Genomic DNA, 26,008 nt, shown 5'->3' with positions numbered 1-26,008 from the left:
GTCACGTGGCGCGCGTCATCAACACGCTCGTATGCTGTTCCCCAATGAATGATGACTGGTTTCAGGAGTGTGTATGGCTCTGGTAGTGGAATTTACCTGTGAATTGCCCAACGGTGTTCACGCGCGTCCGGCGAGTCACGTGGAGACGCTGTGCAACACGTTTATCTCGCACATCGAGTGGCACAATCTGCGCACCGATCGCAAAGGGAACGCCAAGAGCGCACTGTCACTTATTGGCACCGACACGCTGGCAGGCGACGCCTGCCGTCTGGTGATCCACGGTGAAGATGAGCAAAGCGCCCATCAACAGCTGGAACAATGGCTTCGGGAAGTGTTTCCACACTGTGATGCGCCGCTCGCAGAAGCCATCAATATTGAGCGCGATCCGCTGCCAGAATCTCTCGCGCGCCTTAATCCAACGCTTTTTCGTGCCCTGTCCGTTTGCAGCGGGAGTGCCCAGGGTGTGTTGACCGTGCTGACCTCGCTGGATCTCAATGCACTGACGGATTTACCCGACGCGAAAAACGTTGAAGAAGAGCAGCTAGCGCTGGATAACGGCCTCACCCTGCTGGTAAAAAATATTGAGCTGCGTGCGCTGGACAGCGACAGCACCGCCGGCGCCATACTCGACGCACACCGATCGCTGGCGACGGATGCCTCACTGCGCCAGCATCTGCTTGCGGGCGTGAGCCAGGGGCTAAGCTGCGCGCAGGCGACAGTCGCTACAGCCAACCATTTCTGCGACGTGTTCTCGCGTTCCAGCAGCAGCTACTTGCGGGAACGCGTGCTGGATGTGCGCGATGTCTGCTATCAACTTTTACAACAGATTTATGGCGAACACCGTTTCCCGGCACCGGGACAGCTCACCCAGCAGAGCGTCTGTCTGGCTGACGATCTTACGCCCGGCCAGTTTCTGGAACTCGATAAAACCTTGCTTAAGGGGCTGCTGTTAAAAAGCGGCGGAACAACCTCGCACACCGTTATTCTTGCACGTTCCTTTAATATTCCGACCCTGGTGGGTGTCGACAGTGAACGCCTGCTGCAGTGGCGCAACAGGCCAGTATTTATCGACGGCAATGCCGGTGCGGTAGTGGTCAATGCCAGCGATGCGGTGGCGCGCTACTACCGACAGGAAGCACGGGTACAACAGGCACTACGCGAGCAGCAGCGCATCTGGCTTGACCGGGAAGCCAGAACCGCCGATGGCCTGCGCGTTGAGGTTGCCGCAAACATCGCCCACGCGGTTGAAGCGCAGGCAGCGTTTGGAAACGGCGCCGAGGGTGTTGGCCTGTTTCGCACCGAAATGCTGTATATGGACCGCACCAGCGCGCCCGGTGAAAACGAGCTGTACAACATTTTCTGTCAGGCGCTGGAAAGTGCAAACGGGCGCAGCATTATCGTGCGCACCATGGATATCGGTGGCGATAAACCGGTGGAGTACCTGAACATCCCGGCCGAAAATAACCCGTTTCTCGGCTACCGCGCGGTGCGTATTTATGAAGAATATGCGGCGCTTTTCACCACCCAGCTTCGGGCGATCCTGCGCGCCTCTGCTCACGGCAAACTGAAGATCATGATCCCGATGATCTCCTCCATGGAAGAGATCCTGTGGGTCAAAGAGAAGCTCGCCGAAGCGAAGCAGCAGCTCCGGGCTGAACATATCCCGTTTGATGAAAAAATTCCGCTCGGCATCATGCTGGAGGTGCCTTCGGTGATGTTTATCGTCGATCAGTGCTGTGAAGAGATTGATTTCTTTAGCATCGGCAGCAATGACCTGACGCAGTATCTGCTGGCCGTCGACCGCGACAACGCCAAGGTCACACGCCACTACAACAGCCTGAACCCGGCCTTCCTGCGGGCGCTGGACTACGCGGTACAGGCCGTCCATCGCCAGGGGAAATGGATTGGCCTGTGCGGCGAGCTGGGTGCAAAAGGTTCGGTGCTGCCATTGCTGGTGGGTCTGGGCCTGGACGAACTGAGCATGGGGTCGCCTGCCATTCCGGCAACCAAAGCGCGGCTGGCACAGCTTGATAGCCGCGCCTGCCGCCAGCTGCTGAACCAGGCCATGGCGTGTCGCACTTCGCTTGAAGTGGAACACCTGCTGGCGCAGTTCCGCATGAACCAGCAGGACACACCGCTGGTCACACCTCGCTGCATTTCACTGGACAACGACTGGAACAGCAAAGAAGAGGTCATGAAAGGGATGACCGATAACCTGCTGCTTGCAGGACGTTGCCGCTACCCCCGCAAGCTGGAGGCCGATCTGTGGGCGCGCGAAGCCGTGTTCTCCACCGGGCTTGGCTTTAGCTTTGCCATCCCGCACAGCAAATCGGAACACATTGAACAATCCACCATTAGCGTGGCGCGCCTGAAAGCCCCCGTCATGTGGGGAGAGGAAGAAGCACAATTCATCATTATGCTGACGCTGAACAAACACGCTGCGGGCGATCAGCATATGCGTATTTTCTCCCGCCTTGCCCGCCGCATCATGCATGAAGATTTTCGCAACGCGCTGGTTAACGCCAGTTCCGGGGAGGCGATAGCTTCCCTGCTACAACACGAATTAGAACTGTGAAACGAGGAAGAGTAATGGAACTGTACCTGGATACCGCCAACGTAGCGGAAGTAGAACGTCTGGCGCACATTTTTCCCATTGCGGGCGTCACCACCAACCCGAGCATCATTGCCGCCAGCCGTGAATCCATCTGGGACGTGCTGCCGCGTCTGCAAAAAGCCATTGGACCGGACGGCACGCTGTTTGCTCAAACCATGAGCCGCGATGCCGAAGGCATGGTGGCCGAGGCCAAACGTCTGAGTAACGCCATCCCGGGCATCGTGGTAAAAATCCCGGTTACCGCTCAGGGGCTTATCGCGATTAAGGCGTTAAAAAAAGAGGGGATAACCACGCTGGGAACCGCCGTTTACAGCGCGGCACAGGGCTTGCTTGCCGCACTCGCCGGGACGAAATATGTCGCGCCGTACGTCAACCGCGTTGACGCTCAGGGCGGCGACGGCATTCGCATGGTCCAGGAGCTGCAATCCCTGCTGGAACTGCACGCGCCGGAAAGCAAGGTACTGGCCGCCAGCTTCAAAACGCCGCGTCAGGCGCTGGACTGCCTGCTGGCGGGATGCGAGGCAATCACGCTTCCTTTAGACGTAGCGCAACAAATGCTCGGCACGCCAGCGGTAGAGTCAGCAATAGAGAAGTTCGAACAGGACTGGAAAAACGCGTTTGGTAACCTCAACCTCTAAGGGAGAACTGTTATGGACCGTATCATTCAATCGCCGGGAAAATACATCCAGGGCGCTGATGTACTTACCCGTCTCGGCGACTATCTGAAACCCCTGGCCACTCGCTGGCTGGTTGTCGGCGATAAATTTGTGCTGGGCTTTGCCGAAGAGACCCTGCGTCAGAGTTTTAACGATGCCGAACTGCATGCCGAAATCGCGCCGTTTGGTGGCGAATGTTCACAAAATGAAATCGATCGACTGAAAAAACTGGCCGACAGCGCCGACTGCCTGGCGGTGCTGGGCATTGGCGGCGGTAAAACGCTGGACACCGCAAAAGCGCTGGCCCACTTTATGGACGTGCCCGTCGCCATTGCGCCGACTATCGCTTCCACCGATGCGCCGTGCAGCGCCCTATCCGTTATTTACACCGACAGCGGTGAGTTCGATCGCTACCTGATGCTGCCGCACAACCCGAACATGGTCATTGTGGATACGAAAGTGGTTGCGGGCGCGCCAGCACGCCTGCTTGCCGCCGGGATTGGCGATGCGCTAGCGACGTGGTTTGAAGCGCGCGCCTGCTCGCGCAGCGGCGCGACCACCATGGCCGGAGGTAAATGCACCCAGGCGGCGTTAGCCCTGGCCGAGCTGTGCTACAACACGCTGGTTGAAGAGGGTGAAAAAGCGATGCTGGCGGCGGAACAGCATGTGGTAACGCCTGCGCTGGAACGCATCATCGAAGCCAACACCTATCTCAGCGGCGTCGGTTTTGAAAGCGGTGGTCTGGCCGCGGCACACGCTATTCATAACGGCATGACGGCGGTGCCGGATGCGCATCACTTCTATCATGGCGAGAAAGTGGCGTTTGGTACGCTGACGCAGCTGGTGCTGGAAAACGCGCCGGTAGAAGAAATAGAGACCGTCGCGGCGCTTTGCCACAGCGTCGGGCTGCCTATTACGCTGGCACAGCTGAACATCAAAGACGATATCCCGGCCAAAATGCGTTTGATCGCCGAAGCGTCCTGCGCGGAAGGAGAAACCATCCACAACATGCCGGGCGGCGTCACGCCGGATCAGGTGTATGCGGCGCTGCTGGTGGCCGACCAGTATGGGCAGCGGTTCCTGCAAGAGTGGGAGTAAACAGGAATGAAAATCCCCGCATCAGCGGGGATTTTTTTGCCCGTAGGCCGGGTAAGCGTTAGCGCCACCCGGCAAAAGGGTTACTGCAGGTCAAACCGGTCCAGATCCATCACCTTCGCCCATGCGGCAACAAAGTCACGGACGAACTTCTCATGCGCATCATCGCTGGCGTAAACCTCTGCCAGCGCACGCAGGACGGCGTTAGAACCGAAGACCAGATCGGCGCGGGTAGCGGTATATTTCACTTCACCGCTGGCGCGATCGCTTCCGGTAAACAGCTCGTTGGATTCATCGGTCGCCTTCCACTGGGTATTCATCTCCAGCAGGTTCACGAAGAAATCATTGCTCAGCACGCCCTCGCGATCGGTGAACACGCCATTCTTGCTGCCATCAAAGTTGGCACCCAGAACGCGCAGACCACCGATCAGCACCGTGAGTTCCGGTGCGGTCAGCGTCAGCTGCTGCGCCTTGTCGATGAGCAGTGATTCGGTGGTAGACGCATCCACCTGCGCACGGTAGTTACGGAAGCCATCGGCAATCGGTTCGAGCAGGTTAAACATCTCGATATCCGTCTGGTCCTGACGCGCATCCACGCGGCCCGGCGTGAACGGTACGGTAACGTAAACGCCTGCCGCTTTCGCCGCCTGCTCAACGCCAACCACGCCCGCCAGCACGATGATATCGGCCAGGGAGGCTTTGTTGGTGGTGCGCTGGATGGCTTCCAGAGCCGGTAATGCACGTACGGCTGCGGCGTTCACGTCCCAGTCACGCTGAGGCGCCAGCGCCAGACGCGCGCCGTTGGCACCGCCACGCTTGTCGCCACCGCGGAAGGTCGACGCAGACGCCCAGGCAACGGAAACCAGTTCGCTCACGGAGAGACCCGAGGCCACAATTTCCGCCTTCAGGCTTTCAATGTCTTCTTTCGACGGATTAGACACCGCCTGCGGCAGCGGATCCTGCCAGATCAGATCTTCTTTCGGCACTTCCGGACCAATGTACCGCGCTTTTGGCCCCATATCGCGGTGGGTCAGCTTGAACCACGCGCGCGCGAAGGCTTCGTTGAAGGCCTGCGGATCGTTCAGGAAGCGGCGGGAAATTTTCTCGAATTCCGGGTCAAAACGCAGCGTCAGGTCGGTGACCAGCATCGTTGGCTTGCGCTTTTTCGACGGGTCGAACGGATCGGGCATAATTTCCGGCGCATCCACGGCTTCGAACTGAATCGCACCCGCCGGGCTGCGGGTCTGCACCCATTCGTATTTAAACAGGTTCTCGAAGAAGTAGTTGCTCCACTGGGTTGGGGTTTGTGACCAGATGACTTCCAGACCGGAGGTAATGGCATCTGCGCCAACGCCCGTGCCGTGCGTGCTCGCCCAGCCAAGGCCCTGCGCTTCAATCGGCGAAGCTTCCGGGTCGGTGCCGACGTGCGTGGCTTCACCCGCACCGTGGGTTTTACCGAGTGTGTGGCCGCCCGCGATCAGCGCCACGGTCTCTTCGTCGTTCATGCCCATGTTGCCAAAGGTCGCGCGGATGGCTGCAGCCGCGGACAGGGGTTCACCGCTGGCGTTTGGCCCTTCCGGGTTCACGTAAATCAGGCCCATTTCGGTGGCCGCCAGAGGGCGCTTCGCCAGCGCTTCCGGGTCACGGTGGGTCAGCCAGGCTTTTTCATCACCCCAGTTCACGTCCAGATCCGGTTCCCAGACGTCTTCACGCCCGGCGCCAAAACCAAAGGTGCGGAAGCCGGAGTTCTCCAGGGCGACGTTACCCGCGAGGATAAACAGGTCAGCCCAGGAAATTTTTTGTCCGTATTTTTTCTTGATGGGCCACAGCAGGCGGCGCGCCTTGTCCAGGCTCACGTTATCCGGCCAGGAGTTCAGCGGCGCAAAGCGCTGTTGACCGCGTCCTGCCCCGCCGCGTCCGTCAACGGAGCGATAGGTGCCCGCGCCGTGCCACGCCATGCGGATAAACAGGCCCGCATAGCTGCCCCAGTCGGCAGGCCACCACGGTTGGGAGTCGGTTAAAAGTGCTTTGAGATCGCCTTTGAGGGCGGAGTAATCAAGCTTGCTGAATTCTTTGCGGTAGTCGAAGTCTTCACCCAGCGGGTTCGAACGATTGGAATGTTGGTTAAGAAGATCGATGCGGAGTTGTTTTGGCCACCAGTCGCGGCTGCCTGTACCTGCGCCCGCGCTGTGATCGACGCCGCCCTGATGGAACGGGCATTTGCCGACTGATGCCGCTTTATTGGTCTCGTCTGACGTGCTCATCGCTATGCTCCCTTTTACAGTGTTACCGTTACGATATACACCACTAGCAATAAGATATAGTTGAAATAATCCACAGATTCGATAGTTAATACCTTTTAACTATCTGTTTGATTAAAAAGCCCTCTAATTTACAAGGGCTTTATGTTTTTTACGCCGGACGAACGCCCAGGGTATGACAAATGGCATAGCTCATTTCCGCGCGGTTCAGCGTGTAGAAGTGGAAATCCTTCACCCCTTCACGGCTTAAGATCTTCACCATGTCCATCGCGATATTGGCGCCCACCAGCTTGCGCGTTTCCGGGTCATCGTCCAGCCCTTCGTACATTTTAGACATCCACAGCGGAATGCGGACATTGGTCATATCAGCAAATTTTTTCGCCTGTTTGAAGTTAGAAACCGGCAGAATCCCCGGGATAATTTCAACGTCGATGCCCGCGGAGACGCAGCGGTCGCGGAAGCGCAGGTAGCTTTCTACATCGAAGAAAAACTGGGTGATGGCGCGGTTTGCGCCCGCGTCCACTTTGCGCTTGAGGTTAAGCAGATCGGCCTGGGCGCTTTTCGCTTCCGGATGCACTTCAGGATAGGCGGCAACGGAGATATCAAAGTCCGCCACGTCTTTCAGTAGACCAACCAGATCGGCGGCATACATGTCCGGCTTACCGCTACCCGGCGGCAGGTCGCCGCGCAGTGCAACGATATGACGGATACCGTTATTCCAGTAATCCTGAGCGATGGCACGCAGCTCGTCGCGGGTGGCGTCGATACAGGTCAGGTGCGGCGCGGCTTCCAGACCGGTACGGTCTTTAATGCCCTTAATGATGCTGTGCGTACGGTCGCGCTCGCCGGAATTCGCACCGTAGGTCACGGAGACAAACTTCGGCTTCAGGCTGCTGAGACGATCGATAGAGCTCCACAGGGTTTGCTCCATTTCACTGGTGCGCGGCGGAAAAAATTCAAAAGAGACGTTAATCTGGCCGTTTACTTCGGCCAGGCTCTGATTCAGTGCTTCCCGCTGGTTGGCGTGAAAAAAGCTCATACCTTACCTCTATCAATCGCTGTCGTTGTCTGTTGTGTTGTGAACTTCTATACGTTTAGACGTCCAGATGTAAAAATGACGGAAAAGCGGAGGGACGTCAACATAAATAATCAACAATAACGGTGAGGTTTGCTCAGGAAAGATGAGGGAAATTCATGATGAGAATGAGAAGGCCCCTCACCCCGGCCCTCTCCCCAAAGGGGCGAGGGGGAAAAGACCGCACCGAGCAGTCCCCTCTCCCCTTTGGGGAGAGGGTTAGGGTGAGGGGTTACAGCAGCTTAGCCAGGCGGTTGATGTCGGACTGGATTGCTCCGGCGGTGACGTCGCGCCCCGCGCCAGGACCGCGGATCACCAGCGGATTATCGCGATACCAGCGGCTTTCGATGGCGAAAACGTTGTCACACGGCAGCAGCGCCGCCAGCGGATGTTCAGGGCGCACCGCCTCGACGCCGACGCGCGCTTTTCCGTTGGCCTCGAAGCGCGCCACGTAGCGCAGCACCAGCCCCATCTCGTTCGCCGCTTCCAGACGCTGCACCATCTGTTCGTTAAGCTCGTCACCATTTTCAAAGAAATGGTCCACAGAACCTTCTTCGCAGCCTGCAGGCACCAGCGATTCGACGCGGACGGAATCCGGTTCGATGTCATAACCGGCTTCACGCGCCAGGATCACCAGCTTACGCATCACGTCTTTACCGGAGAGGTCAACGCGCGGGTCAGGCTCGGTTAAGCCCTGCTGCCACGCCTGATCCACCAGGTCGGTAAACGGTACGGTGCCGTCAAACTGCAGGAACAGCCAGGAGAGCGTGCCGGAGAAGATACCGCTCAGCGCCAGAATGCTGTCGCCGCTTTCAATGAGATCGCGCACGGTGTGGTTGACCGGCAGGCCCGCGCCAACGGTCGCGTTATAGAGCCAGTGACGACCGGTTTTTTCGAACGCGTCGTGGATCTGGCGGTATTTATCGGTGCTGCTTGCCCCCGCCAGCTTGTTGGCGCTGATGACGTGGAAACCGTGGCTGGCGAAATCCAGATACTGATCGGCAAGCTGTTCGCTGGCGGTGACGTCCAGCACCACCAGATCGTCATAAGGGTGCGCGCGCATCCACAGGAACAGCGACTCTTCATCCTGCTCGACGGCCTCATCGTTAAAGAAGGCCAGCGCCCGGCTGGCGTCCAGCCCTTCGTAATTCAGCAGGCTGCGGCGGCTGTCCACCACGCCTGCGAGAATGAATTCAAACCCGGTACGCGCCGAAAGCGTGACCTGTTCGCGGGCAAACAGCTCCAGCCAGCGGGAACCGATGTTGCCTTTACCAAACAGCACCAGGCCGATGCGTTTTTCCGCGCGGAACAGGGAGGTGTGCAGACCCTGAATCAGGCTTTCGGTCGGCCCTTTACGCAGCACGGCGACCAGGCTGATGCCCTCTTCCGACTGCCAGGTGAACTCCACCGGCTGGCCTTTCAGCTGCTGCCAGAAGCGGTGGCAGTGCAGCGGGTTACGGGTGACGCCCGCGCCCACCATCGCCACCAGCGCCAGCCCCTGACGCAGGCGAAGCTCGCCCGGCAGGCCCGCTTCATCCAGAATCTTCAGGGCGCTGTCCGCCACTTCCGCGGTATAGCAGAACTGCAGCAGCTGGCGATCGTTGTGAACGCCAACGGCCAGCGGACGCACCTGCGCACGCTTTAATACCAGGTCAATCTCTTTATGCGCCAGCTTGAAGTCCTGGCCCGCGGGCACCTGGAACTCAATCAGGCAGATGTCGTCGTGGCTGGTGACGATACGCGCCCCGGTACCGGACGCCAGCACGCGCTCAATGCGCGTGGAGCCCTGATCCGGGGTGTAGCTGCAGCGCAGCTGCAGGTCGATATCGCTGCCCGACACCGGCTGCAGGGTACGCGCGTGCAGTACCGGTGCGGCCAGACGCGCCAGCTCGCTGGCTTCGTCGAGACGCAGCAGCGGCAGCAGGCAGGCATCTTTCACCTTACGCGGGTCCGCGCTGTACACGCCAGCCACGTCGCTCCAGATGGTGACGCGGGACACGCCCGCCAGCGCGCCGATTTGCGTTGCCGAGTAGTCCGAGCCGTTTCGCCCCAGCAGCACGGTTTCGCCCGCATTGCTGCGGCTGATAAAGCCGGTGACGACAATACGTTTGCCCGGGTGCTGCACCAGCAGCTGTTGCAGCAGCGGGTAGGACAAGCCTTCATCCACCTGCGGCTGCGCGGCGCGTTCGGCGCGCAGGAAATCACGGGCGTCGAGCCAGGCGGCGTCCACGCCCAGGTGTTGCAGCACGGCCGCCATCAGGCGTGCGGACCACACTTCACCGTGACCTACCACTTCGGCATACACCGCGTCGGTAATGCCGCTGTCCAGCAGGGCCGCCAGACGTTCAAGATCGTGCGTGAAGGCGCCGATCAGCCCGTCCGCCACGTCGGCAGGCAGCAGGCCGGCAATCAGTTCGCTTTGGTAACGACGTAAGGACTGTTGCACCTGATGCGCAGAGAGGCGATCGGTCTGGCTCAGCTTCAGCCAGCTAATCAACTGGTTGGTGGTGCTGCCCGCCGCGGAGACAACCATCATGTCACCCGGCTGTGAATACTCCGTCATGATCCCTGCGACACGCAGGTAACATTTCACATCAGCAAGACTACTACCACCAAACTTGTGCAGCTGACGACCCTTCGCCCCTGCCTGCGCTATCACACTCATGATTACCCCTTGGCTGCGACCCGGAAGCCATTTTCCAGATCGGCAATTAAATCTTCAGAATCTTCAATACCGGTTGAGATCCGCAGCAGCGTCTCAGAAATCCCGGCGGCGGCACGTGCTTCGGGTGCCATTCCTGCGTGCGTCATGGTCGCGGCGTGGGAGATCAAGCTTTCAACCCCACCTAAGGATTCCGCCAGCGTAAACAATGACAGCCCGCTCAGGAAGCGACGCAGCGTTTGCTCGTCACCGTCCAGTTCAAAACTTAACATCGCGCCAAACCCTTTCTGCTGGCGCGCGGCGATCTCGTGCCCCTGGTTTTCCGGCAGCGACGGGTGATACAGCTTTTTCACCAGCGGCTGGGTTTGCAGGAAGTCGACAATCGCCTGGGCATTACGCTGCGCCACGTCCATGCGCGGCGACAGCGTGCGGATGCCGCGCAACAGCAGGTAGCTGTCGAAGGCTCCGGCGGTGACGCCAATGTTATTGGCCCACCATGCCAATTCCGTGACAACCTCAGGATCTTTGGCAATCACCACGCCCGCCACCACGTCAGAATGGCCGTTCAGATATTTAGTGCATGAATGCAATACCAGATCGGCTCCCAGTGCGAGTGGGTTCTGAAGGGCCGGACTGAGGAACGTATTATCCACTACACTTATCGCTCCCGCATCCCTTGCGAGCTGACAAATTTTCGCAATATCGACAACGCGCAACAATGGATTGCTTGGACTTTCCACCAGAACCAGCTTCGGCTTCTCTGCGAGCGCCTGTTTCAGCGCCTGTTCGTCGTTTTGATCGACAAACAGCACGCGATAGCAGCCGCGTTTCGCCAGGCTATCAAACAGACGATAGCTGCCTCCGTAGCAGTCGTGCGGCGCGACCAGCAGATCGCCCGGCTTCAGGAACACGGTGGTCACCAGGTGAATGGCGGACATGCCGGTATTGGTTAATACGGCGCCTGCACCCCCTTCCAGCTCGGCCAGCGCCCGCTGGGTTACGTCACGCGTAGGGTTGCCACGACGCGAGTAGTCGTGCGCGCGGGGTTCATTAAATCCGGTGAAATTGTAGGTACTGGAAAGATGAATCGGCGGGACAACGCAGCCGTACTGCTCGTCATCATTTAATCCGCTACGCACTGCAATAGTGGCCTGTTTACGCGTCATGGTGAGGGCTTCCTGGCGAATGAGGTGAAAAGTCAGGCACCAGAGTAAACACTGAAAGTATGGACGTCAATACATCTGGACATCTAAACTTCTTTGCGTATAGATTGAGCAATGCGCAAATAGCCGTTAAAATTATATGCTTTAGTGCACGCTGCAGCGGCAATATCCGTGCCACGGTATCGTCTCTACGGTAAACTAGACAAGATTACGGTTCAAAACGGGTGGTTACAGGTTTTGCACCTTTAGATAAATGACTGAGAGGATTAAAGGTATCTCATGGCTGAATGGAGCGGCGAATATATCAGCCCATACGCTGAGCACGGTAAGAAGAGTGAGCAAGTAAAGAAAATTACGGTTTCCATTCCTCTGAAGGTGTTGAAGATCCTCACCGATGAACGTACGCGTCGTCAGGTGAACAACCTGCGCCACGCAACCAACAGCGAACTGCTGTGCGAAGCGTTTCTGCATGCGTTTACCGGTCAACCGTTGCCAAACGATGACGATCTGCGCAAAGAGCGTAGTGACGAAATCCCGGAAGAGGCGAAGGTGATCATGCGTGAGCTGGGTATTGACCCGGACACGTGGGAATACTGATTGCGGTGCGATCCCGCTGAGTAAACTCAGCGGGATGGTTTTTAGAAGTTGTAGCCTAAACCTACGCGCAGGCGCGTCTGACGATCGTCACTGGTGGCAGTGTTATAGCCGGAAGAAACGTTGCCTACTTCCACAAACGGGATCCACGAGTCGATGTTATACGCCACGCGGAAGTTATATTCGTAATCTTCTTTTTTATTGTTATACAGATCTTCGTTATCGGCGAATTTATAAATGCCGTTTAACTCGAACATCCAGTTGTCAATATTATAACCCAACCACGCTTCCGGACGATAAACCATACGATCATCTTTACCGTCCGCATTACGGCGGGTGTATTCCGTACGATAACGAAACGCCGTCCACCAGCTGTCATTAATATTATACTGCACGCGCAGATAAGGCTTATAGATAGCCATGTCATCACCCATTTCAACGGCGACGCCCGGCTGCCAGATAAAGCCCTGCCAGGTAAATTGATAGCTGGCGGTATATTCATTGCTGTTACTTTCCATATTATTAAGCGCGTCGTTAGACTGCTTGTTATCGGATCGCGATACCGCCTCAACCGCTACGCCAAAGCCTGTGCCAAAGCGGTGGGACATGTAGACACGGTCATAGTTACGCCCATCGTCGTAATACTCGTGTCGGTAATCCACGTATCCCGCCTGCGCCGCGCACGATATTAGCGGAAGCACAAAAAAGAGTTGCTTCAATTTCATAATAGTTCCCTCGAAGTAAACGCACCCTGAAAGCCACTGTGTCATCATGGCAAATAAAAATGTAGGACGGGCGCAGTGTAAGTTTACGAAACGAGAGAAACCTTTTATTTTTTGACATCCCTGTTAAAAGGTGGCAAAGATATAAAGAAGTGAGAGATACAGTTCACTATCCGTTAAAGAATACACCAGACAAATATACTTAATACAATGATGCGTAATTAATTATTTTAGATATAAATATTACGATGTGATTTATTCAGAAGGGATATAACAGACATAAAAAAACCGCCCGAAGGCGGTTCTTCCTGGATGCTTATTTCGCGCCCGGGATGCTGAAACGCTTGTTGAAGCGGTCAACACGGCCACCGGTTGCAACGTCACGCTGCTTACCAGTGTAGAACGGGTGGCATTTGCCGCACACGTCCAGGTTCAGATCGTGGCCCACGGTGGAGCGGATCTGGATAGAGTTACCGCAAGAACAGTTTGCAGTAATCATTTCGTATTTCGGGTGAATATCTTTTTTCATGGGAGAACCTCAGTTAAGGCCGCGTCGCTCTTCCAGCCCTAACGCCAGACACCACGCGATGTTGAATGTAATTTCTCTGGCGTAATATACACCAAAGGCGGCGAATCATACAGAATTTAACCAGTGTATGCAAACTGATCCGCACGCCGCTTTCACTAATGTGTATACTAACGCGCCACTTTTCAAGTCAGGAAGATTCGATGCCCGTCGCTCACGTTGCCCTGCCCGTTCCGCTTCCCCGCACCTTTGACTATCTGCTGCCCGACAGCATGAGCGCCAAAGCGGGCTGTCGCGTGACCGTGCCGTTTGGCAAACAGCAGCGCGTGGGGATCGTGGTGTCCGTGAGTGATAAAAGCGAGCTGCCCCTCAATGAACTGAAATCGGTTGTTGAGGTGCTGGACAGCGAGCCGGTCTACTCCACCAGCACCTGGCGACTGCTGCTGTGGGCGGCGGATTATTATCATCACCCCATTGGCGACGTCCTGTTCCACGCGCTGCCGATTATGCTGCGTCAGGGCAAGAGCGCCAGCCACGCGCCGATGTGGTACTGGTTTGCGACCGAGCAGGGTCAGGCGGTCGATATTAACAGCCTCAAGCGCTCGCAAAAGCAGCAGCAGGCGCTGGCGGCGCTGCGTCAGGGGAAAATCTGGCGGCATCAGGTCGACGAGCTTGAGGTCAGCGAGACGGCGCTACAGGCCTTAAGAAAGAAAGGGCTGAGCGAGCTGGCCAGCGAAGCGCCTGCCCTTTACGACTGGCGGGAGAGCTTCTCCGTTTCAGGAGATCGCCTGCGTCTGAACACCGAGCAGGCCACCGCCGTGGGTGCGATTCATAGCGCTTCCGACCATTTCTCTGCCTGGCTGCTGGCCGGGGTCACCGGCTCCGGCAAGACGGAAGTTTACCTGAGCGTGCTGGAAAACGTGCTCGCGCAGGGTAAACAGGCGCTGGTGATGGTGCCCGAAATTGGCCTGACGCCGCAAACCATCGCCCGATTCCGCGAACGCTTTAACGCGCCGGTTGAGGTGCTGCACTCCGGCCTGAACGACAGCGAGCGCCTCAGCGCCTGGCTGAAAGCGAAAAATGGCGAAGCGGCGATTGTGATCGGCACCCGCTCGTCGCTGTTTACGCCGTTTAAAAATCTTGGCGTGATCGTGATCGACGAAGAGCACGACAGCTCCTACAAGCAGCAGGAAGGCTGGCGCTACCATGCCCGCGATCTGGCAGTTTATCGCGCCCACAGCGAGCAGATTCCGATCATTCTCGGCTCCGCCACCCCTGCGCTCGAAACGCTGCACAACGTGCGCCAGCGTAAATACCACATGCTGCGCCTGACGCGCCGCGCGGGGAATGCTCGCCCGGCCATTCAGCACGTGCTGGATCTGAAAGGTCAGCAGGTGCAGGCGGGGCTGGCACCCGCGCTTATCACCCGCATGCGCCAGCATTTGCAGGCGGGGAACCAGGTGATTCTGTTCCTCAACCGGCGCGGATTTGCCCCCGCCCTGCTGTGCCACGACTGCGGCTGGATTGCCGAATGCCCGCGCTGCGACCACTACTACACCTTCCACCAGGCCCAGCGTCATCTGCGCTGCCACCACTGCGACAGCCAGCGGCCGGTGCCGCGCCAGTGCCCGTCATGTGGCTCCACGCATATCGTGCCGGTGGGGCTGGGAACGGAACAGCTTGAACAGGCGCTGGGTCCCTTCTTCCCGGACGTGCCGATTTCGCGTATCGATCGAGACACCACCAGCCGCAAAGGCGCGCTGGAACAGCAGCTGGCGGAAGTGCATCGCGGCGGCGCGCGCATCCTAATTGGCACCCAGATGCTGGCCAAAGGCCACCACTTTCCGGACGTGACGCTGGTTGCCCTGCTGGACGTGGACGGCGCGCTGTTCTCGGCAGATTTCCGCTCGGCCGAGCGCTTCGCCCAGCTCTATACCCAGGTGGCAGGGCGTGCCGGTCGCGCAGGCAAACAGGGCGAAGTGGTGTTGCAAACGCACCACCCCGAGCACCCGCTGCTGCAAACCCTGCTGCATAAAGGCTATGATGCCTTTGCCGAGCAGGCGCTGGCCGAACGCCAGACCCTGCAGCTGCCGCCGTGGACCAGCCACGTCATCATCCGCGCCGAAGACCACAACAACCAGCAGGCACCGCTTTTCCTGCAGCAGCTGAGAAACCTCCTGCAGGCCAGCCCGCTGGTGGACAATCAGCTGTGGATCCTGGGGCCGGTTCCCGCCCTTGCGCCGAAGCGCGGCGGACGTTTCCGCTGGCAAATCTTACTTCAGCACCCGTCACGCGTTCGCCTGCAGCACATCGTCAGCGGCACGCTGGCGCTCATCAACACCCTGCCCGAAGCGCGAAAAGTGAAGTGGGTACTGGACGTCGATCCCATCGAAGGCTGAAGCTGGATCGAAAAATCTAACGCTCCTCACACTTTTTATGAAAATTCTGTAACCGATTCCATTCACTATCTGTAAAAATGGTGACGTCAGAAGTTCGGTGTTCAGGCGAGGAGAAGACGTTGAAGTCCAGGAAAGAGGTTGCGACTGCGACCATGAAAGACGTTGCCCAGAAAGCACAGGTCTCTACGGCAACCGTATCCCGCGCATTGATGAACCCGGATAAAGTCTCCCAGGCGACCCGTAACCGGGTAGAGCAGGCGGCGCTTGAAGTGGGCTATTTCCCGCAGGCGATGGGGCGTAACGTCAAACGCAACGAGTCGCGCACCATCCTGGTGATAGTGCCAGACATCTGCGACCCCTTCTTTAGCGAGATCATCCGCGGTATCGAAGTCACCGCGGCGGAACAGGGTTACCTGGTACTGATTGGCGACTGCGCCCACCAGAACCAGCAGGAAAAAACCTTCATTGACCTCATTATCACCAAGCAGATCGACGGCATGCTGCTGCTTGGCTCTCGCCTGCCGTTTGATGCCAGCATTGAAGAGCAGCGCAATTTACCGCCGATGGTCATGGCCAACGAGTTTGCGCCAGAGCTGGAGCTGCCGACGGTCCACATCGACAACCTCACCGCCGCATTCAATGCGGTGAACTATCTTCAGGAACTGGGGCATAAGCGTATTGGCTGCATTGCCGGGCCGGAAGAGATGCCGCTGTGCCACTACCGCCTGCAGGGCTACGTTCAGGCGCTGCGCCGTACCGGCGTCACCGTCGATCCACACTACATTGCGCGCGGTGACTTCACCTTCGCCGCGGGCGGGCAAGCGCTGGAGAAACTTCTGGACCTGCCTGAACCGCCAACCGCCGTATTTTGTCACAGCGACGTGATGGCGCTGGGCGCATTATCCTACGCCAAACGCCGCGGCCTGCGGGTACCGAAAGATCTGTCGATCGTCGGATTCGACAATATTTCGCTTTCAGAATTTTGCGATCCGCCGCTCTCTACGGTCGCTCAGCCGCGCTATCAAATCGGCCGCGAAGCGATGCTGCTTCTGCTGGATCAGCTTCATGGTCAAACAGTTAGCAGCGGCTCACGGTTGCTGGACTGCGAGCTGATTGTCCGCGGCACGACTCAGGCATTGACTTAAAGTAAACGTCTTTCGGAACCCTTATCTGGTCAAAGCCCCGCCGCTTAAGTAACATGGCGGACTGACGAACGAATAAATACAGCGAAACGATAGTGGCACAACGAGATTATGTACGTCGCGGCCAGCCGGCACCTTCGCGACGCAAAAAGAGTAGCTCAAGGAAAAAGCAACGTAACCTGCCTGCTGTCTCGCCAGCAATGGTCGCCATTGCTGCGGCTGTAGTCGTCGCCTTTATTGGTGGCCTGTACTTTATCACGCACCATAAAAAAGAAGAGTCCGAGGCGCTTCAGGCCAGTAAAGTTGCTGGTAATGGCCTTCCTCCGAAGCCTGAAGAACGCTGGCGCTATATCAAAGAGCTGGAAAGCCGCCAGCCTGGGGTGCGTGCGCCAACCGAACCTTCTGCGGGTGGTGAAGTGCAGAATGCGAATCAGCTGACGGATGAACAGCGTCAGCTGCTGGCACAAATGCAGGCCGATATGCGCCAGCAGCCAACGCAGCTGAACGAAGTGCCGTGGAATGAGCAGACGCCAGCACAGCGCCAGCAAACGCTGCAGCGACGTCAGGCGCAACAGCAGATTCAGCAGCAACAGCAACAGCAGCAGTGGGCACAAACCCAGCCGGTGCAGCAGCCGAAAGCACAGCCGCGGGTAACGGAACAGCCATACCAGCAGCCGACGCGTACGGTGCAGTCTCAGCCTGTCCAACAGCAGCCGAAAGCGCAGCCGCAGAAACAGGCGGCTCAGCCGTATCAGGATCTGCTCCAGACGCCAGCGCATACCACCGCGCAGCAGCCGAAAACGCAGCAGGCCGCGCCGGTCACCAAAGAGACCGAAGCGCCGAAGCAGACGGCGGAGAAAAAAGACGAACGCCGCTGGATGGTGCAGTGCGGTTCGTTCAAAGGTGCCGAGCAGGCGGAAACGGTACGCGCACAGCTGGCCTTTGAAGGGTTTGATTCGCGTATTACCACCAATAACGGCTGGAATCGCGTGGTGATTGGCCCGGTTAAAGGCAAAGAAAATGCCGATGGCACCCTTTCACGTCTGAAAGTCGCCGGCCACACAAACTGCATTCGACTCGCCTCCGGGGGTTGAAACCCCCAAAATCTCCCCCATCTATCATTTAATTCAGCCCTGAGCACAGGCTCAGGGCTTCTGTTTCCCGATTCTGTAACCAGGGGGTCTGCTCGTGACAACAATAGTAAGTGTACGCCGTAACGGCCAAGTGGTAATCGCCGGTGATGGCCAGGCCACGCTGGGTAATACCGTCATGAAAGGCAACGTGAAGAAAGTGCGCCGTCTCTACAACGACAAAGTGATCGCCGGTTTTGCAGGCGGCACGGCGGACGCCTTCACGCTGTTTGAACTGTTTGAACGCAAACTGGAAATGCACCAGGGTCATCTGGTGAAAGCAGCCGTGGAGCTGGCAAAAGACTGGCGTACCGACCGCATGCTGCGCAAGCTCGAAGCGCTGCTGGCCGTGGCCGATGAAACCGCTTCGCTTATCATCACCGGTAACGGTGACGTGATCCAGCCGGAAAATGACCTGATTGCCATCGGCTCTGGCGGCCCTTATGCCCAGGCTGCAGCCCGCGCGCTGTTGGAAAATACCGACATGAACGCGCGCGATATCGCGGTGAAGGCGTTGGATATTGCAGGTGATATCTGCATCTATACCAACCACAACCACACCATCGAAGAATTGAATTCCAAAGCGTAAGGATCTCCCATGTCTGAAATGACCCCACGCGAAATTGTCAGCGAACTGAACAAACACATTATCGGCCAGGATAACGCCAAGCGTTCCGTGGCTATCGCGCTGCGTAACCGCTGGCGCCGTATGCAGCTCGACGAAGAGCTGCGCCACGAAGTGACGCCGAAAAACATTCTGATGATTGGCCCGACCGGCGTCGGTAAAACCGAAATCGCCCGTCGTCTGGCGAAGCTGGCTAACGCGCCGTTCATCAAAGTTGAAGCCACCAAGTTCACCGAAGTGGGCTATGTGGGTAAAGAAGTGGACTCCATCATCCGCGATCTGACCGACTCGGCGATCAAGATGGTGCGCGTCCAGGCAATCGAGAAAAACCGCTATCGCGCGGAAGAGATGGCCGAAGAGCGCATTCTCGACGTGCTGATCCCACCGGCAAAAAACAACTGGGGTCAGGCAGAGCAGCAGGCGGAACCGTCCGCCGCGCGTCAGGCGTTCCGCAAAAAGCTGCGTGAAGGCCAGCTGGACGACAAAGAGATTGAGATCGATCTCGCTGCCGCGCCAATGGGCGTGGAAATCATGGCGCCTCCTGGCATGGAAGAGATGACCAGCCAGCTGCAGTCCATGTTCCAGAACCTGGGCGGCCAGAAGCAAAAAGCGCGTAAGCTGAAAATCAAAGACGCGATGAAGCTGCTGATTGAAGAAGAAGCGGCGAAGCTGGTGAACCCGGAAGAGCTGAAGCAGGACGCTATCGACGCGGTTGAACAGCACGGCATCGTGTTTATCGACGAAATCGACAAAATCTGTAAGCGCGGCGGCAACAGCTCCGGCCCGGATGTGTCCCGCGAAGGCGTACAGCGCGACCTGCTGCCGCTGGTTGAAGGCTGCACCGTCTCCACCAAGCACGGCATGGTGAAAACGGACCACATCCTGTTTATCGCTTCAGGTGCGTTCCAGGTTGCCAGCCCGTCGGATCTGATCCCGGAACTGCAGGGCCGTCTGCCGATCCGCGTTGAGCTGCAGGCGCTGACCACCGAAGATTTCGAACGCATCCTGACCGAGCCAAACGCCTCTGCGACCGTACAGTACAAAGCGCTGATGGCAACAGAAGGCGTGAACCTCGAGTTCACCGAAGACGGCATCAAACGCATTGCTCAGGCCGCATGGCAGGTGAACGAAACCACCGAGAACATCGGTGCGCGTCGTCTGCATACCGTGCTGGAACGTCTGGTAGAAGATATCTCTTACGACGCGAGCGACCTGAACGGTCAAACCGTTACCATTGACGCAGAATATGTGAGTAAACATCTGGATGCGTTAGTGGCAGATGAAGATCTGAGCCGTTTTATCCTATAATCGCGGTTACTGGATTCTCATCACGTTTAATGGGGGCTAATGCCCCCATTTTTATTGGCTAACTACTTATGACTGACATCAGCCGTACGCAGGCGTGGCTCGAAAGTCTGCGCCCTAAAACTCTCCCTCTGGCCTTTGCCGCGATTATCGTCGGCACGGCGCTTGCCTGGTGGCAGGGGTATTTTGATCCGCTGGTCGCCGCGCTGGCATTGATTACCGCTGGCCTGCTGCAAATTCTCTCCAACCTCGCCAACGACTACGGCGATGCGGTAAAGGGCAGCGACAAGCCGGACCGCATTGGGCCCCTGCGCGGAATGCAAAAAGGGGTGATAACGCAGGCGCAGATGAAACGCGCGCTGATTATCACCGTGGTGCTGATCTGCGTATCCGGCCTGGCGCTGGTGACGGTGGCGTCTAAGACCCCGAGCGATTTTATTGGCTTCCTGGTGCTGGGCTTATTGGCCATTATCGCGGCCATTACCTACACCGTCGGCACGCGTCCCTACGGGTATATTGGGCTCGGGGATATCTCCGTGCTGGTGTTCTTCGGCTGGCTGAGCGTGATGGGGAGCTGGTACCTGCAGGCGCATACGGTGATCCCTGCCCTGTTCCTGCCCGCGACCGCCTGCGGTCTGCTGGCGACGGCCGTGCTTAACATCAACAACCTGCGCGACATCGACAGCGATCGCGAGAACGGTAAAAACACCCTGGCGGTGCGTCTGGGGCCGGTGAATGCGCGCCGCTACCATGCCTGCCTGCTCATGGGTGCCCTGGTTTGCCTGGCGCTGTTTAACCTGATTTCCCTGCACAGCCCGTGGGGCTGGCTATTCGTTCTTGCCGCGCCGCTGCTGATCAAGCAGGCCCGCTTTGTGATGCGTGAACGTAGCCCGGCCGCCATGCCGCCGATGCTGGAGCGCACGGTAAAAGGCGCGCTGTTGACTAACCTGTTGTTCGTCATCGGGATTGTCTTAAGCCAGACGCTTCATTAGCTGACAAATATCAATTAACAATTGATGATTTTGCCAACAACGCATTTCGCACGATATACTGAACACATTCGCAGCAACTGAGCGTTAAACCTATGAAATACGATACCTCCGAGCTTTGTGACATCTACCAGGAAGATGTCAACGTCGTTGAACCGCTGTTTTCCAACTTTGGTGGGCGGTCGTCGTTTGGCGGTCAAATCGTCACGGTGAAATGTTTCGAGGACAACGGGTTGCTGTACGATCTGCTCGAACAGAATGGCCGAGGCCGCGTTCTGGTCGTCGACGGCGGCGGCTCCGTGCGCCGTGCATTAATTGATGCAGAGCTGGCCGGTATTGCCGTGCAGAACGAGTGGGAAGGCCTTGTGGTGTACGGTTCCGTGCGCCAGGTGGACGATCTGGAAGACCTTGATATCGGGATTCAGGCCATCGCGGCCATACCGGTAGGGGCGGCGGGTGACGGCATCGGCGAAAGCGACGTGCGCGTCAATTTCGGCGGCGTGACCTTCTTCTCCGGCGACCACCTCTACGCCGATAATACCGGCATTATCCTTTCGGAAGATCCGCTGGATATCGAGTAATTAAACCGTCAGCGTGGACCATAAAAAAACCGCTAACAGCAATGTGGCGGTTTTTTTGTCCCTCGGGATTCGCGGTCCGTTGGGGAGTCTTACAGACTAACACCAAGGAACTTCATCATACTCTCGTCTAAACCTTGGGCAACCCCTTCGAACCTCTATAAAATCCTAATTGTGTTAGCGATAAATATAAAAAAAGCCGGGTGGCGGCATCGCCTTACCCGGCCTGTTCAGTAATCCCTAAGGGAATCAGACTTCTTCCATACGGCCCAGCAGCGCCTGCAGGCGATCCTGCCAGCCGTTCTGCTGTTCGCGCAGCTGATTGTTTTCGCGCTCCAGTTCTTCGCGGCCGTGCTGAGCGTTCTGAACTTCCTGCGCCAGGCTGTTGTTCTTCTCTTTCAGCTCTTCGATTTCCATCTGCAGCAGGGTGATGGTGTCAATCGCCTGCTGTACTTTCGATTCCAGTTTCTCAAACACTTCTAAAGACATGATGCTACCTCTCCTGAATTGCAAGGCGACGCTTTAACATAAACGCGCACGACATATACCGTCGATTGTATGGAGCGCGGCGCTCTGTGTCCAGCGACACGCCGCGCAGATCGCGGTTTGCAACACTTTTAGGTCTGGTCCTGGTGTGTTCGCGTCATATACCCCTAAATTGTTAACTGATTCGTTAATGAAATGATTCAGCTCACATTCTTGTGCTGATGCAAAAATGTGCTTTATGGCGCGAAAACGCTCATTTTATTGACGCAGACCACACATTTTGATTTCGATATTTCTCGTTTTTGCTCGTTAACGATAAATTAACACTATGTCTACAGGGCATCGTGGCTGTCACGGGCGGCCATGCTAACAATAAACATCAATTTCTTCAGGATTCCGATTATGAGTCAGACATCAACCTTAAAAGGCCAGTGCATTGCCGAGTTCCTTGGTACCGGGTTGTTGATATTCTTCGGAGTGGGCTGTGTTGCTGCACTGAAAGTGGCGGGTGCCAGTTTTGGTCAGTGGGAAATCAGTATCATCTGGGGTCTGGGCGTGGCGATGGCCATCTACCTGACTGCAGGGGTATCTGGCGCACATCTTAACCCGGCGGTGACTATCGCACTGTGGCTGTTCGCGTGCTTCGACGGACGCAAAGTTGTACCTTTCATTCTTTCTCAGTTTGCCGGCGCGTTTTGCGCAGCGGCGTTAGTTTACGGGCTTTATTACAATCTTTTCATCGACTTCGAACAGACGCATCATATGGTACGCGGCAGCGTCGAAAGTCTGGATCTGGCAGGCATCTTCTCAACCTACCCTAACCCGCATATCAATTTTGTGCAGGCGTTCGCAGTTGAAATGGTGATTACCGCTATTCTGATGGGCGTTATCCTGGCGCTGACCGACGACGGAAACGGCATTCCGCGCGGCCCGCTGGCCCCCCTGCTGATTGGTTTGCTGATTGCGGTAATAGGCGCCTCCATGGGCCCGCTGACCGGATTCGCGATGAACCCGGCGCGTGATATTGGACCAAAAGCCTTCGCGTTTATCGCAGGCTGGGGCGACGTTGCCTTCACCGGCGGGAAAGACATCCCTTACTTCCTGGTACCGTTGTTTGCGCCGGTTGTCGGGGCTGCGCTGGGCGCGTTTAGCTACCGCAAATTAATTGGTCGCCACTTACCGTGCGACACCTGTGTGGAAGAGGAGAAGGAAACGACTTCTACCGCACAACAAAAAGCTTCGCTGTAATCTGACTACGGGACACATACCATGACCGAAAAAAAATATATCGTTGCGCTCGACCAGGGCACTACCAGCTCCCGCGCTGTCGTAATGGATCATGACGCGAACATCGTCAGCGTGTCACAGCGCGAATTTGAGCAAATTTATCCCCGTCCAGGCTGGGTAGAACACGACCCGATGGAAATTTGGGCATCACAAAGCTCCACGCTGGTGGAAGTGCTGGCGAAAGCCGATATCAGTTCCGACGAGATTGCCGCGATTGGTATTACCAACCAGCGTGAAACGACGATTGTCTGGGAACGCGAAACCGGCAAGCCTATTTACAACGCTATCGTCTGGCAGTGCCGCCGTACCTCTGAGATCTGCGAGCAGCTGAAGCGCGACGGTATGGAAGAGTACGTGCGCAGCGCCACCGGTCTGGTGGTTGACCCCTACTTCTCCGGCACCAAAGTGAAGTGGATCCTCGACCACGTGGAAGGTTCACGCGAGCGCGCTAAACGCGGCGAGCTGCTGTTCGGTACCGTCGACACCTGGCTTATCTGGAAGATGACCCAGGGACGCGTTCACGTCACCGACTACACCAACGCCTCGCGTACCATGCTGTTCAACATCAACACCCTGGAGTGGGATGACAAGATGCTGGACGCGCTGGACATTCCGCGCGCGATGCTGCCTGAAGTGCGTAAGTCTTCAGAAGTCTACGGCCAGACCAACATCGGCGGTAAAGGCGGCACCCGTATTCCTATCGCCGGTATCGCCGGTGACCAGCAGGCGGCGCTGTTCGGCCAGCTGTGCGTCAAGGAAGGGATGGCGAAAAACACCTACGGCACCGGCTGCTTCATGCTGATGAACACCGGTGAGAAAGCGGTGAAATCAGAAAACGGCCTGCTGACCACCATCGCCTGCGGTCCGCGCGGTGAAGTGAACTACGCCCTTGAAGGTGCGGTGTTCATGGCCGGCGCGTCCATCCAGTGGCTGCGCGACGAGATGAAGCTGATCAGCGATGCGTTCGACTCCGAGTACTTCGCCACCAAAGTGAAGGACACCAACGGCGTGTACGTGGTGCCGGCGTTCACCGGCCTGGGCGCACCGTACTGGGATCCGTATGCACGCGGCGCGATTTTCGGCCTGACGCGCGGCGTGAACTCGAACCACATTATTCGCGCCACCCTGGAATCCATCGCCTACCAGACGCGCGACGTGCTGGAAGCGATGCAGGCGGACTCCGGCATTCGTCTGCACGCCCTGCGCGTGGACGGCGGCGCGGTGGCGAATAACTTCCTGATGCAGTTCCAGTCCGACATTCTGGGTACCCGCGTTGAGCGCCCTGAAGTGCGTGAAGTGACGGCGCTGGGCGCGGCGTACCTTGCCGGTCTGGCGGTAGGCTTCTGGCAGAACCTGGACGAGCTGCAGGAAAAAGCGGTTATCGAACGTGAATTCCGCCCGGGCATCGAAACCACCGAACGTAACTTCCGCTACAGCGGCTGGAAGAAAGCGGTGAAACGCGCCCTGGCGTGGGAAGAGCACGAAGAGTAAGACAGACTCCCCCCTCACCCTAACCCTCTCCCCTTTGGGGAGAGGGCCGGGGTGAGGGCTCCAACCGCACCGGTCCCCTCCCCCCTACCCACTCTGTGATAAACTTCGTGCAATTCCTTTTGATTGTACGAGTACCTCATGAAACGTGAACTTGCTATCGAGTTTTCCCGCGTCACCGAAGCGGCCGCCCTCGCAGGCTATAAATGGCTGGGTCGTGGCGACAAAAATACCGCAGACGGCGCGGCCGTCCATGCCATGCGCATTGTGCTTAACCAGGTCAACATCGACGGCACCATCGTGATCGGCGAAGGCGAGATCGACGAAGCGCCGATGCTCTATATCGGTGAAAAAGTCGGTACCGGCAAAGGCGATGCGGTGGATATCGCCGTGGACCCGATTGAAGGCACGCGCATGACGGCGATGGGTCAGGCCAACGCCCTGGCGGTGCTGGCCGTCGGCGACAAAGGCTGCTTCCTTAACGCGCCGGATATGTACATGGAAAAACTGATTGTCGGTCCCGGCGCGAAGGGCGCAATCGACCTCAGCCTGCCGCTGGAAGAGAACCTGCACAACGTCGCCAAAGCTCTGGGCAAACCCCTTAGCGAACTCACCGTAACCATTCTGGCAAAACCGCGCCACGACGCCACCATCGCGCAGATGCAAAAGCTCGGCGTGCGGGTGTTTGCTATTCCGGATGGCGACGTTGCCGCCTCGATCCTGACCTGCATGCCGGACAGCGAAGTGGACGTGCTTTACGGCATCGGCGGCGCGCCGGAAGGTGTGGTCTCCGCGGCGGTGATCCGCGCGCTGGACGGCGACATGCAGGCGCGCCTGCTGCCCCGCCATGAGGTAAAAGGCGACAGCGAAGAGAACCGCCGTATCGGGGAAAACGAGCTGGCGCGCTGCGAAGCGATGGGCATCGAGGCCAATAAGGTTCTCGCGCTGAACGAAATGGCCCGCAGCGACAACGTGGTCTTCTCGGCGACCGGCATCACCAAAGGCGACCTGCTGGACGGCATCACCCGCAAGGGCAATATGGCGACTACCGAAACGCTGCTGATCCGCGGCAAGTCGCGCACCATTCGCCGCATTCAGTCCATCCACTATCTCGACCGCAAAGATCCGGACGTACAGGCGCACATTCTGTAAAACCGTTTGATCGATAGAGCTTTCCGGCCCTGACGGGCTGGAAATTGTCACCACAAGTA

At 57.5% G+C, this 26,008-nt stretch carries 21 protein-coding genes; 14 read left to right on the top strand and 7 right to left on the bottom strand.

Annotated features, from left to right (window positions below; all coding sequences use genetic code 11):
* Positions 1 to 73: 73 nt before the first annotated feature.
* Genes ptsP through gldA form a run of 3 tightly spaced genes read left to right on the top strand, consistent with a single transcriptional unit; the run spans position 74 to position 4,368 of the window.
* Entirely contained in the window at positions 74 to 2,575 is a 2,502-nt protein-coding gene (gene ptsP, locus L6R44_RS14495; RefSeq protein ID WP_237424588.1) for a phosphoenolpyruvate--protein phosphotransferase, read from the top strand.
* Between the two features lie 14 nt (positions 2,576 to 2,589).
* A complete protein-coding gene (fsa, locus tag L6R44_RS14490; protein WP_237424587.1) occupies positions 2,590 to 3,252 on the top strand; it encodes a fructose-6-phosphate aldolase in 663 nt (220 codons plus the stop codon).
* A 12-nt stretch (positions 3,253 to 3,264) separates the two neighbouring features.
* Positions 3,265 to 4,368 (top strand): bifunctional L-1,2-propanediol dehydrogenase/glycerol dehydrogenase, encoded by a 1,104-nt coding sequence (gene gldA, locus L6R44_RS14485; protein WP_237424586.1) that lies wholly within the window; start codon positions 3,265 to 3,267, stop codon positions 4,366 to 4,368.
* Between the two features lie 80 nt (positions 4,369 to 4,448).
* Here gldA and katG read toward each other — a convergent pair whose 3' ends face one another.
* The 4 genes from katG to metB form a co-directional block, all read right to left on the bottom strand.
* Entirely contained in the window at positions 4,449 to 6,629 is a 2,181-nt protein-coding gene (katG, locus tag L6R44_RS14480) for a catalase/peroxidase HPI (RefSeq protein WP_237424585.1), read from the bottom strand.
* A 148-nt stretch (positions 6,630 to 6,777) separates the two neighbouring features.
* The gene (gene metF, locus L6R44_RS14475) at positions 6,778 to 7,665 is read right to left on the bottom strand and encodes a methylenetetrahydrofolate reductase (RefSeq protein WP_032644199.1); all 888 of its coding nucleotides are present in this window, start codon (positions 7,663 to 7,665) and stop codon (positions 6,778 to 6,780) included.
* 268 nt (positions 7,666 to 7,933) lie between these two features.
* Positions 7,934 to 10,366, bottom strand: coding sequence for a bifunctional aspartate kinase/homoserine dehydrogenase II (locus L6R44_RS14470; RefSeq protein WP_237424584.1), 2,433 nt, complete (start codon positions 10,364 to 10,366; stop codon positions 7,934 to 7,936).
* 2 nt (positions 10,367 to 10,368) lie between these two features.
* Positions 10,369 to 11,529, bottom strand: coding sequence for a cystathionine gamma-synthase (gene metB, locus L6R44_RS14465; RefSeq protein ID WP_032644202.1), 1,161 nt, complete (start codon positions 11,527 to 11,529; stop codon positions 10,369 to 10,371).
* 276 nt (positions 11,530 to 11,805) lie between these two features.
* On the opposite strand from metB, the gene metJ reads away from it, so the two are divergent.
* Entirely contained in the window at positions 11,806 to 12,123 is a 318-nt protein-coding gene (gene metJ / locus L6R44_RS14460) for a met regulon transcriptional regulator MetJ (RefSeq protein WP_006179183.1), read from the top strand.
* Between the two features lie 41 nt (positions 12,124 to 12,164).
* On the opposite strand, the gene L6R44_RS14455 is transcribed toward metJ, so the two are convergent.
* Both L6R44_RS14455 and rpmE read right to left on the bottom strand, forming a co-directional pair.
* The gene (locus L6R44_RS14455; RefSeq protein ID WP_237424583.1) at positions 12,165 to 12,845 is read right to left on the bottom strand and encodes an oligogalacturonate-specific porin KdgM family protein; all 681 of its coding nucleotides are present in this window, start codon (positions 12,843 to 12,845) and stop codon (positions 12,165 to 12,167) included.
* Between the two features lie 313 nt (positions 12,846 to 13,158).
* Positions 13,159 to 13,371: a 50S ribosomal protein L31 gene (rpmE, locus tag L6R44_RS14450; protein ID WP_003862040.1), complete on the bottom strand. Its 213-nt coding sequence runs from the start codon at positions 13,369 to 13,371 to the stop codon at positions 13,159 to 13,161.
* A 200-nt stretch (positions 13,372 to 13,571) separates the two neighbouring features.
* Between rpmE and priA the strand changes: the two genes are divergently transcribed.
* From priA to rraA, 7 genes are all read left to right on the top strand, one after another.
* Positions 13,572 to 15,767, top strand: a complete 2,196-nt coding sequence (gene priA, locus L6R44_RS14445; RefSeq protein WP_032644206.1) for a primosomal protein N' — start codon at positions 13,572 to 13,574, stop codon at positions 15,765 to 15,767.
* A gap of 119 nt (positions 15,768 to 15,886) precedes the next feature.
* Complete coding sequence (cytR, locus tag L6R44_RS14440) at positions 15,887 to 16,912, top strand: DNA-binding transcriptional regulator CytR (RefSeq protein ID WP_032644207.1); 1,026 nt, start codon at positions 15,887 to 15,889, stop codon at positions 16,910 to 16,912.
* A gap of 92 nt (positions 16,913 to 17,004) precedes the next feature.
* On the top strand, positions 17,005 to 18,003 hold the full coding sequence (gene ftsN / locus L6R44_RS14435; RefSeq protein ID WP_237424582.1) for a cell division protein FtsN: 999 nt from the start codon (positions 17,005 to 17,007) through the stop codon (positions 18,001 to 18,003).
* Between the two features lie 94 nt (positions 18,004 to 18,097).
* Complete coding sequence (gene hslV, locus L6R44_RS14430) at positions 18,098 to 18,628, top strand: ATP-dependent protease subunit HslV (protein ID WP_045329529.1); 531 nt, start codon at positions 18,098 to 18,100, stop codon at positions 18,626 to 18,628.
* A 9-nt stretch (positions 18,629 to 18,637) separates the two neighbouring features.
* Positions 18,638 to 19,972 (top strand): HslU--HslV peptidase ATPase subunit, encoded by a 1,335-nt coding sequence (gene hslU, locus L6R44_RS14425; RefSeq protein WP_023309685.1) that lies wholly within the window; start codon positions 18,638 to 18,640, stop codon positions 19,970 to 19,972.
* Between the two features lie 68 nt (positions 19,973 to 20,040).
* Positions 20,041 to 20,961: a 1,4-dihydroxy-2-naphthoate polyprenyltransferase gene (gene menA, locus L6R44_RS14420; protein WP_237424581.1), complete on the top strand. Its 921-nt coding sequence runs from the start codon at positions 20,041 to 20,043 to the stop codon at positions 20,959 to 20,961.
* Between the two features lie 92 nt (positions 20,962 to 21,053).
* The gene (gene rraA / locus L6R44_RS14415; protein ID WP_023309687.1) at positions 21,054 to 21,539 is read left to right on the top strand and encodes a ribonuclease E activity regulator RraA; all 486 of its coding nucleotides are present in this window, start codon (positions 21,054 to 21,056) and stop codon (positions 21,537 to 21,539) included.
* A 246-nt stretch (positions 21,540 to 21,785) separates the two neighbouring features.
* On the opposite strand, the gene zapB is transcribed toward rraA, so the two are convergent.
* Positions 21,786 to 22,025, bottom strand: a complete 240-nt coding sequence (gene zapB, locus L6R44_RS14410) for a septal ring assembly protein ZapB (RefSeq protein ID WP_010436935.1) — start codon at positions 22,023 to 22,025, stop codon at positions 21,786 to 21,788.
* Between the two features lie 399 nt (positions 22,026 to 22,424).
* Here zapB and L6R44_RS14405 point away from each other — a divergent pair, with 399 nt between their 5' ends.
* The 3 genes from L6R44_RS14405 (at position 22,425) to glpX (ending at position 25,949) form a co-directional block, all read left to right on the top strand.
* On the top strand, positions 22,425 to 23,270 hold the full coding sequence (locus L6R44_RS14405; protein ID WP_014885705.1) for an MIP/aquaporin family protein: 846 nt from the start codon (positions 22,425 to 22,427) through the stop codon (positions 23,268 to 23,270).
* A gap of 21 nt (positions 23,271 to 23,291) precedes the next feature.
* The gene (gene glpK / locus L6R44_RS14400; protein ID WP_023309688.1) at positions 23,292 to 24,800 is read left to right on the top strand and encodes a glycerol kinase GlpK; all 1,509 of its coding nucleotides are present in this window, start codon (positions 23,292 to 23,294) and stop codon (positions 24,798 to 24,800) included.
* 138 nt (positions 24,801 to 24,938) lie between these two features.
* Positions 24,939 to 25,949, top strand: coding sequence for a class II fructose-bisphosphatase (gene glpX, locus L6R44_RS14395; RefSeq protein ID WP_045329523.1), 1,011 nt, complete (start codon positions 24,939 to 24,941; stop codon positions 25,947 to 25,949).
* The last annotated feature ends 59 nt before the right edge of the window (positions 25,950 to 26,008 follow it).

Source organism: Enterobacter cloacae complex sp. ECC445 (assembly GCF_021892025.1).
GTDB lineage: Bacteria > Pseudomonadota > Gammaproteobacteria > Enterobacterales > Enterobacteriaceae > Enterobacter > Enterobacter chengduensis.
Note: the sequence above shows the minus strand (reverse complement) of the source record. Positions and strands in the feature narration are given on the sequence as shown.

Excerpts from the sequence above, each read along its gene's own strand:
- metB (WP_032644202.1), bottom strand. The coding sequence starts at position 11,529 with ATGACGCGTAAACAGGCCACTATTGCAGTGCGTAGCGGATTAAATGAT.
- ptsP (WP_237424588.1), top strand. The coding sequence starts at position 74 with ATGGCTCTGGTAGTGGAATTTACCTGTGAATTGCCCAACGGTGTTCAC.
- priA (WP_032644206.1), top strand. The coding sequence starts at position 13,572 with ATGCCCGTCGCTCACGTTGCCCTGCCCGTTCCGCTTCCCCGCACCTTT.
- metF (WP_032644199.1), bottom strand. The coding sequence starts at position 7,665 with ATGAGCTTTTTTCACGCCAACCAGCGGGAAGCACTGAATCAGAGCCTG.
- glpK (WP_023309688.1), top strand. The coding sequence starts at position 23,292 with ATGACCGAAAAAAAATATATCGTTGCGCTCGACCAGGGCACTACCAGC.
- menA (WP_237424581.1), top strand. The coding sequence starts at position 20,041 with ATGACTGACATCAGCCGTACGCAGGCGTGGCTCGAAAGTCTGCGCCCT.
- zapB (WP_010436935.1), bottom strand. The coding sequence starts at position 22,025 with ATGTCTTTAGAAGTGTTTGAGAAACTGGAATCGAAAGTACAGCAGGCG.
- rpmE (WP_003862040.1), bottom strand. The coding sequence starts at position 13,371 with ATGAAAAAAGATATTCACCCGAAATACGAAATGATTACTGCAAACTGT.
- fsa (WP_237424587.1), top strand. The coding sequence starts at position 2,590 with ATGGAACTGTACCTGGATACCGCCAACGTAGCGGAAGTAGAACGTCTG.
- gldA (WP_237424586.1), top strand. The coding sequence starts at position 3,265 with ATGGACCGTATCATTCAATCGCCGGGAAAATACATCCAGGGCGCTGAT.
- glpX (WP_045329523.1), top strand. The coding sequence starts at position 24,939 with ATGAAACGTGAACTTGCTATCGAGTTTTCCCGCGTCACCGAAGCGGCC.
- rraA (WP_023309687.1), top strand. The coding sequence starts at position 21,054 with ATGAAATACGATACCTCCGAGCTTTGTGACATCTACCAGGAAGATGTC.
- katG (WP_237424585.1), bottom strand. The coding sequence starts at position 6,629 with ATGAGCACGTCAGACGAGACCAATAAAGCGGCATCAGTCGGCAAATGC.
- L6R44_RS14405 (WP_014885705.1), top strand. The coding sequence starts at position 22,425 with ATGAGTCAGACATCAACCTTAAAAGGCCAGTGCATTGCCGAGTTCCTT.
- hslU (WP_023309685.1), top strand. The coding sequence starts at position 18,638 with ATGTCTGAAATGACCCCACGCGAAATTGTCAGCGAACTGAACAAACAC.
- L6R44_RS14455 (WP_237424583.1), bottom strand. The coding sequence starts at position 12,845 with ATGAAATTGAAGCAACTCTTTTTTGTGCTTCCGCTAATATCGTGCGCG.
- L6R44_RS14470 (WP_237424584.1), bottom strand. The coding sequence starts at position 10,366 with ATGAGTGTGATAGCGCAGGCAGGGGCGAAGGGTCGTCAGCTGCACAAG.
- metJ (WP_006179183.1), top strand. The coding sequence starts at position 11,806 with ATGGCTGAATGGAGCGGCGAATATATCAGCCCATACGCTGAGCACGGT.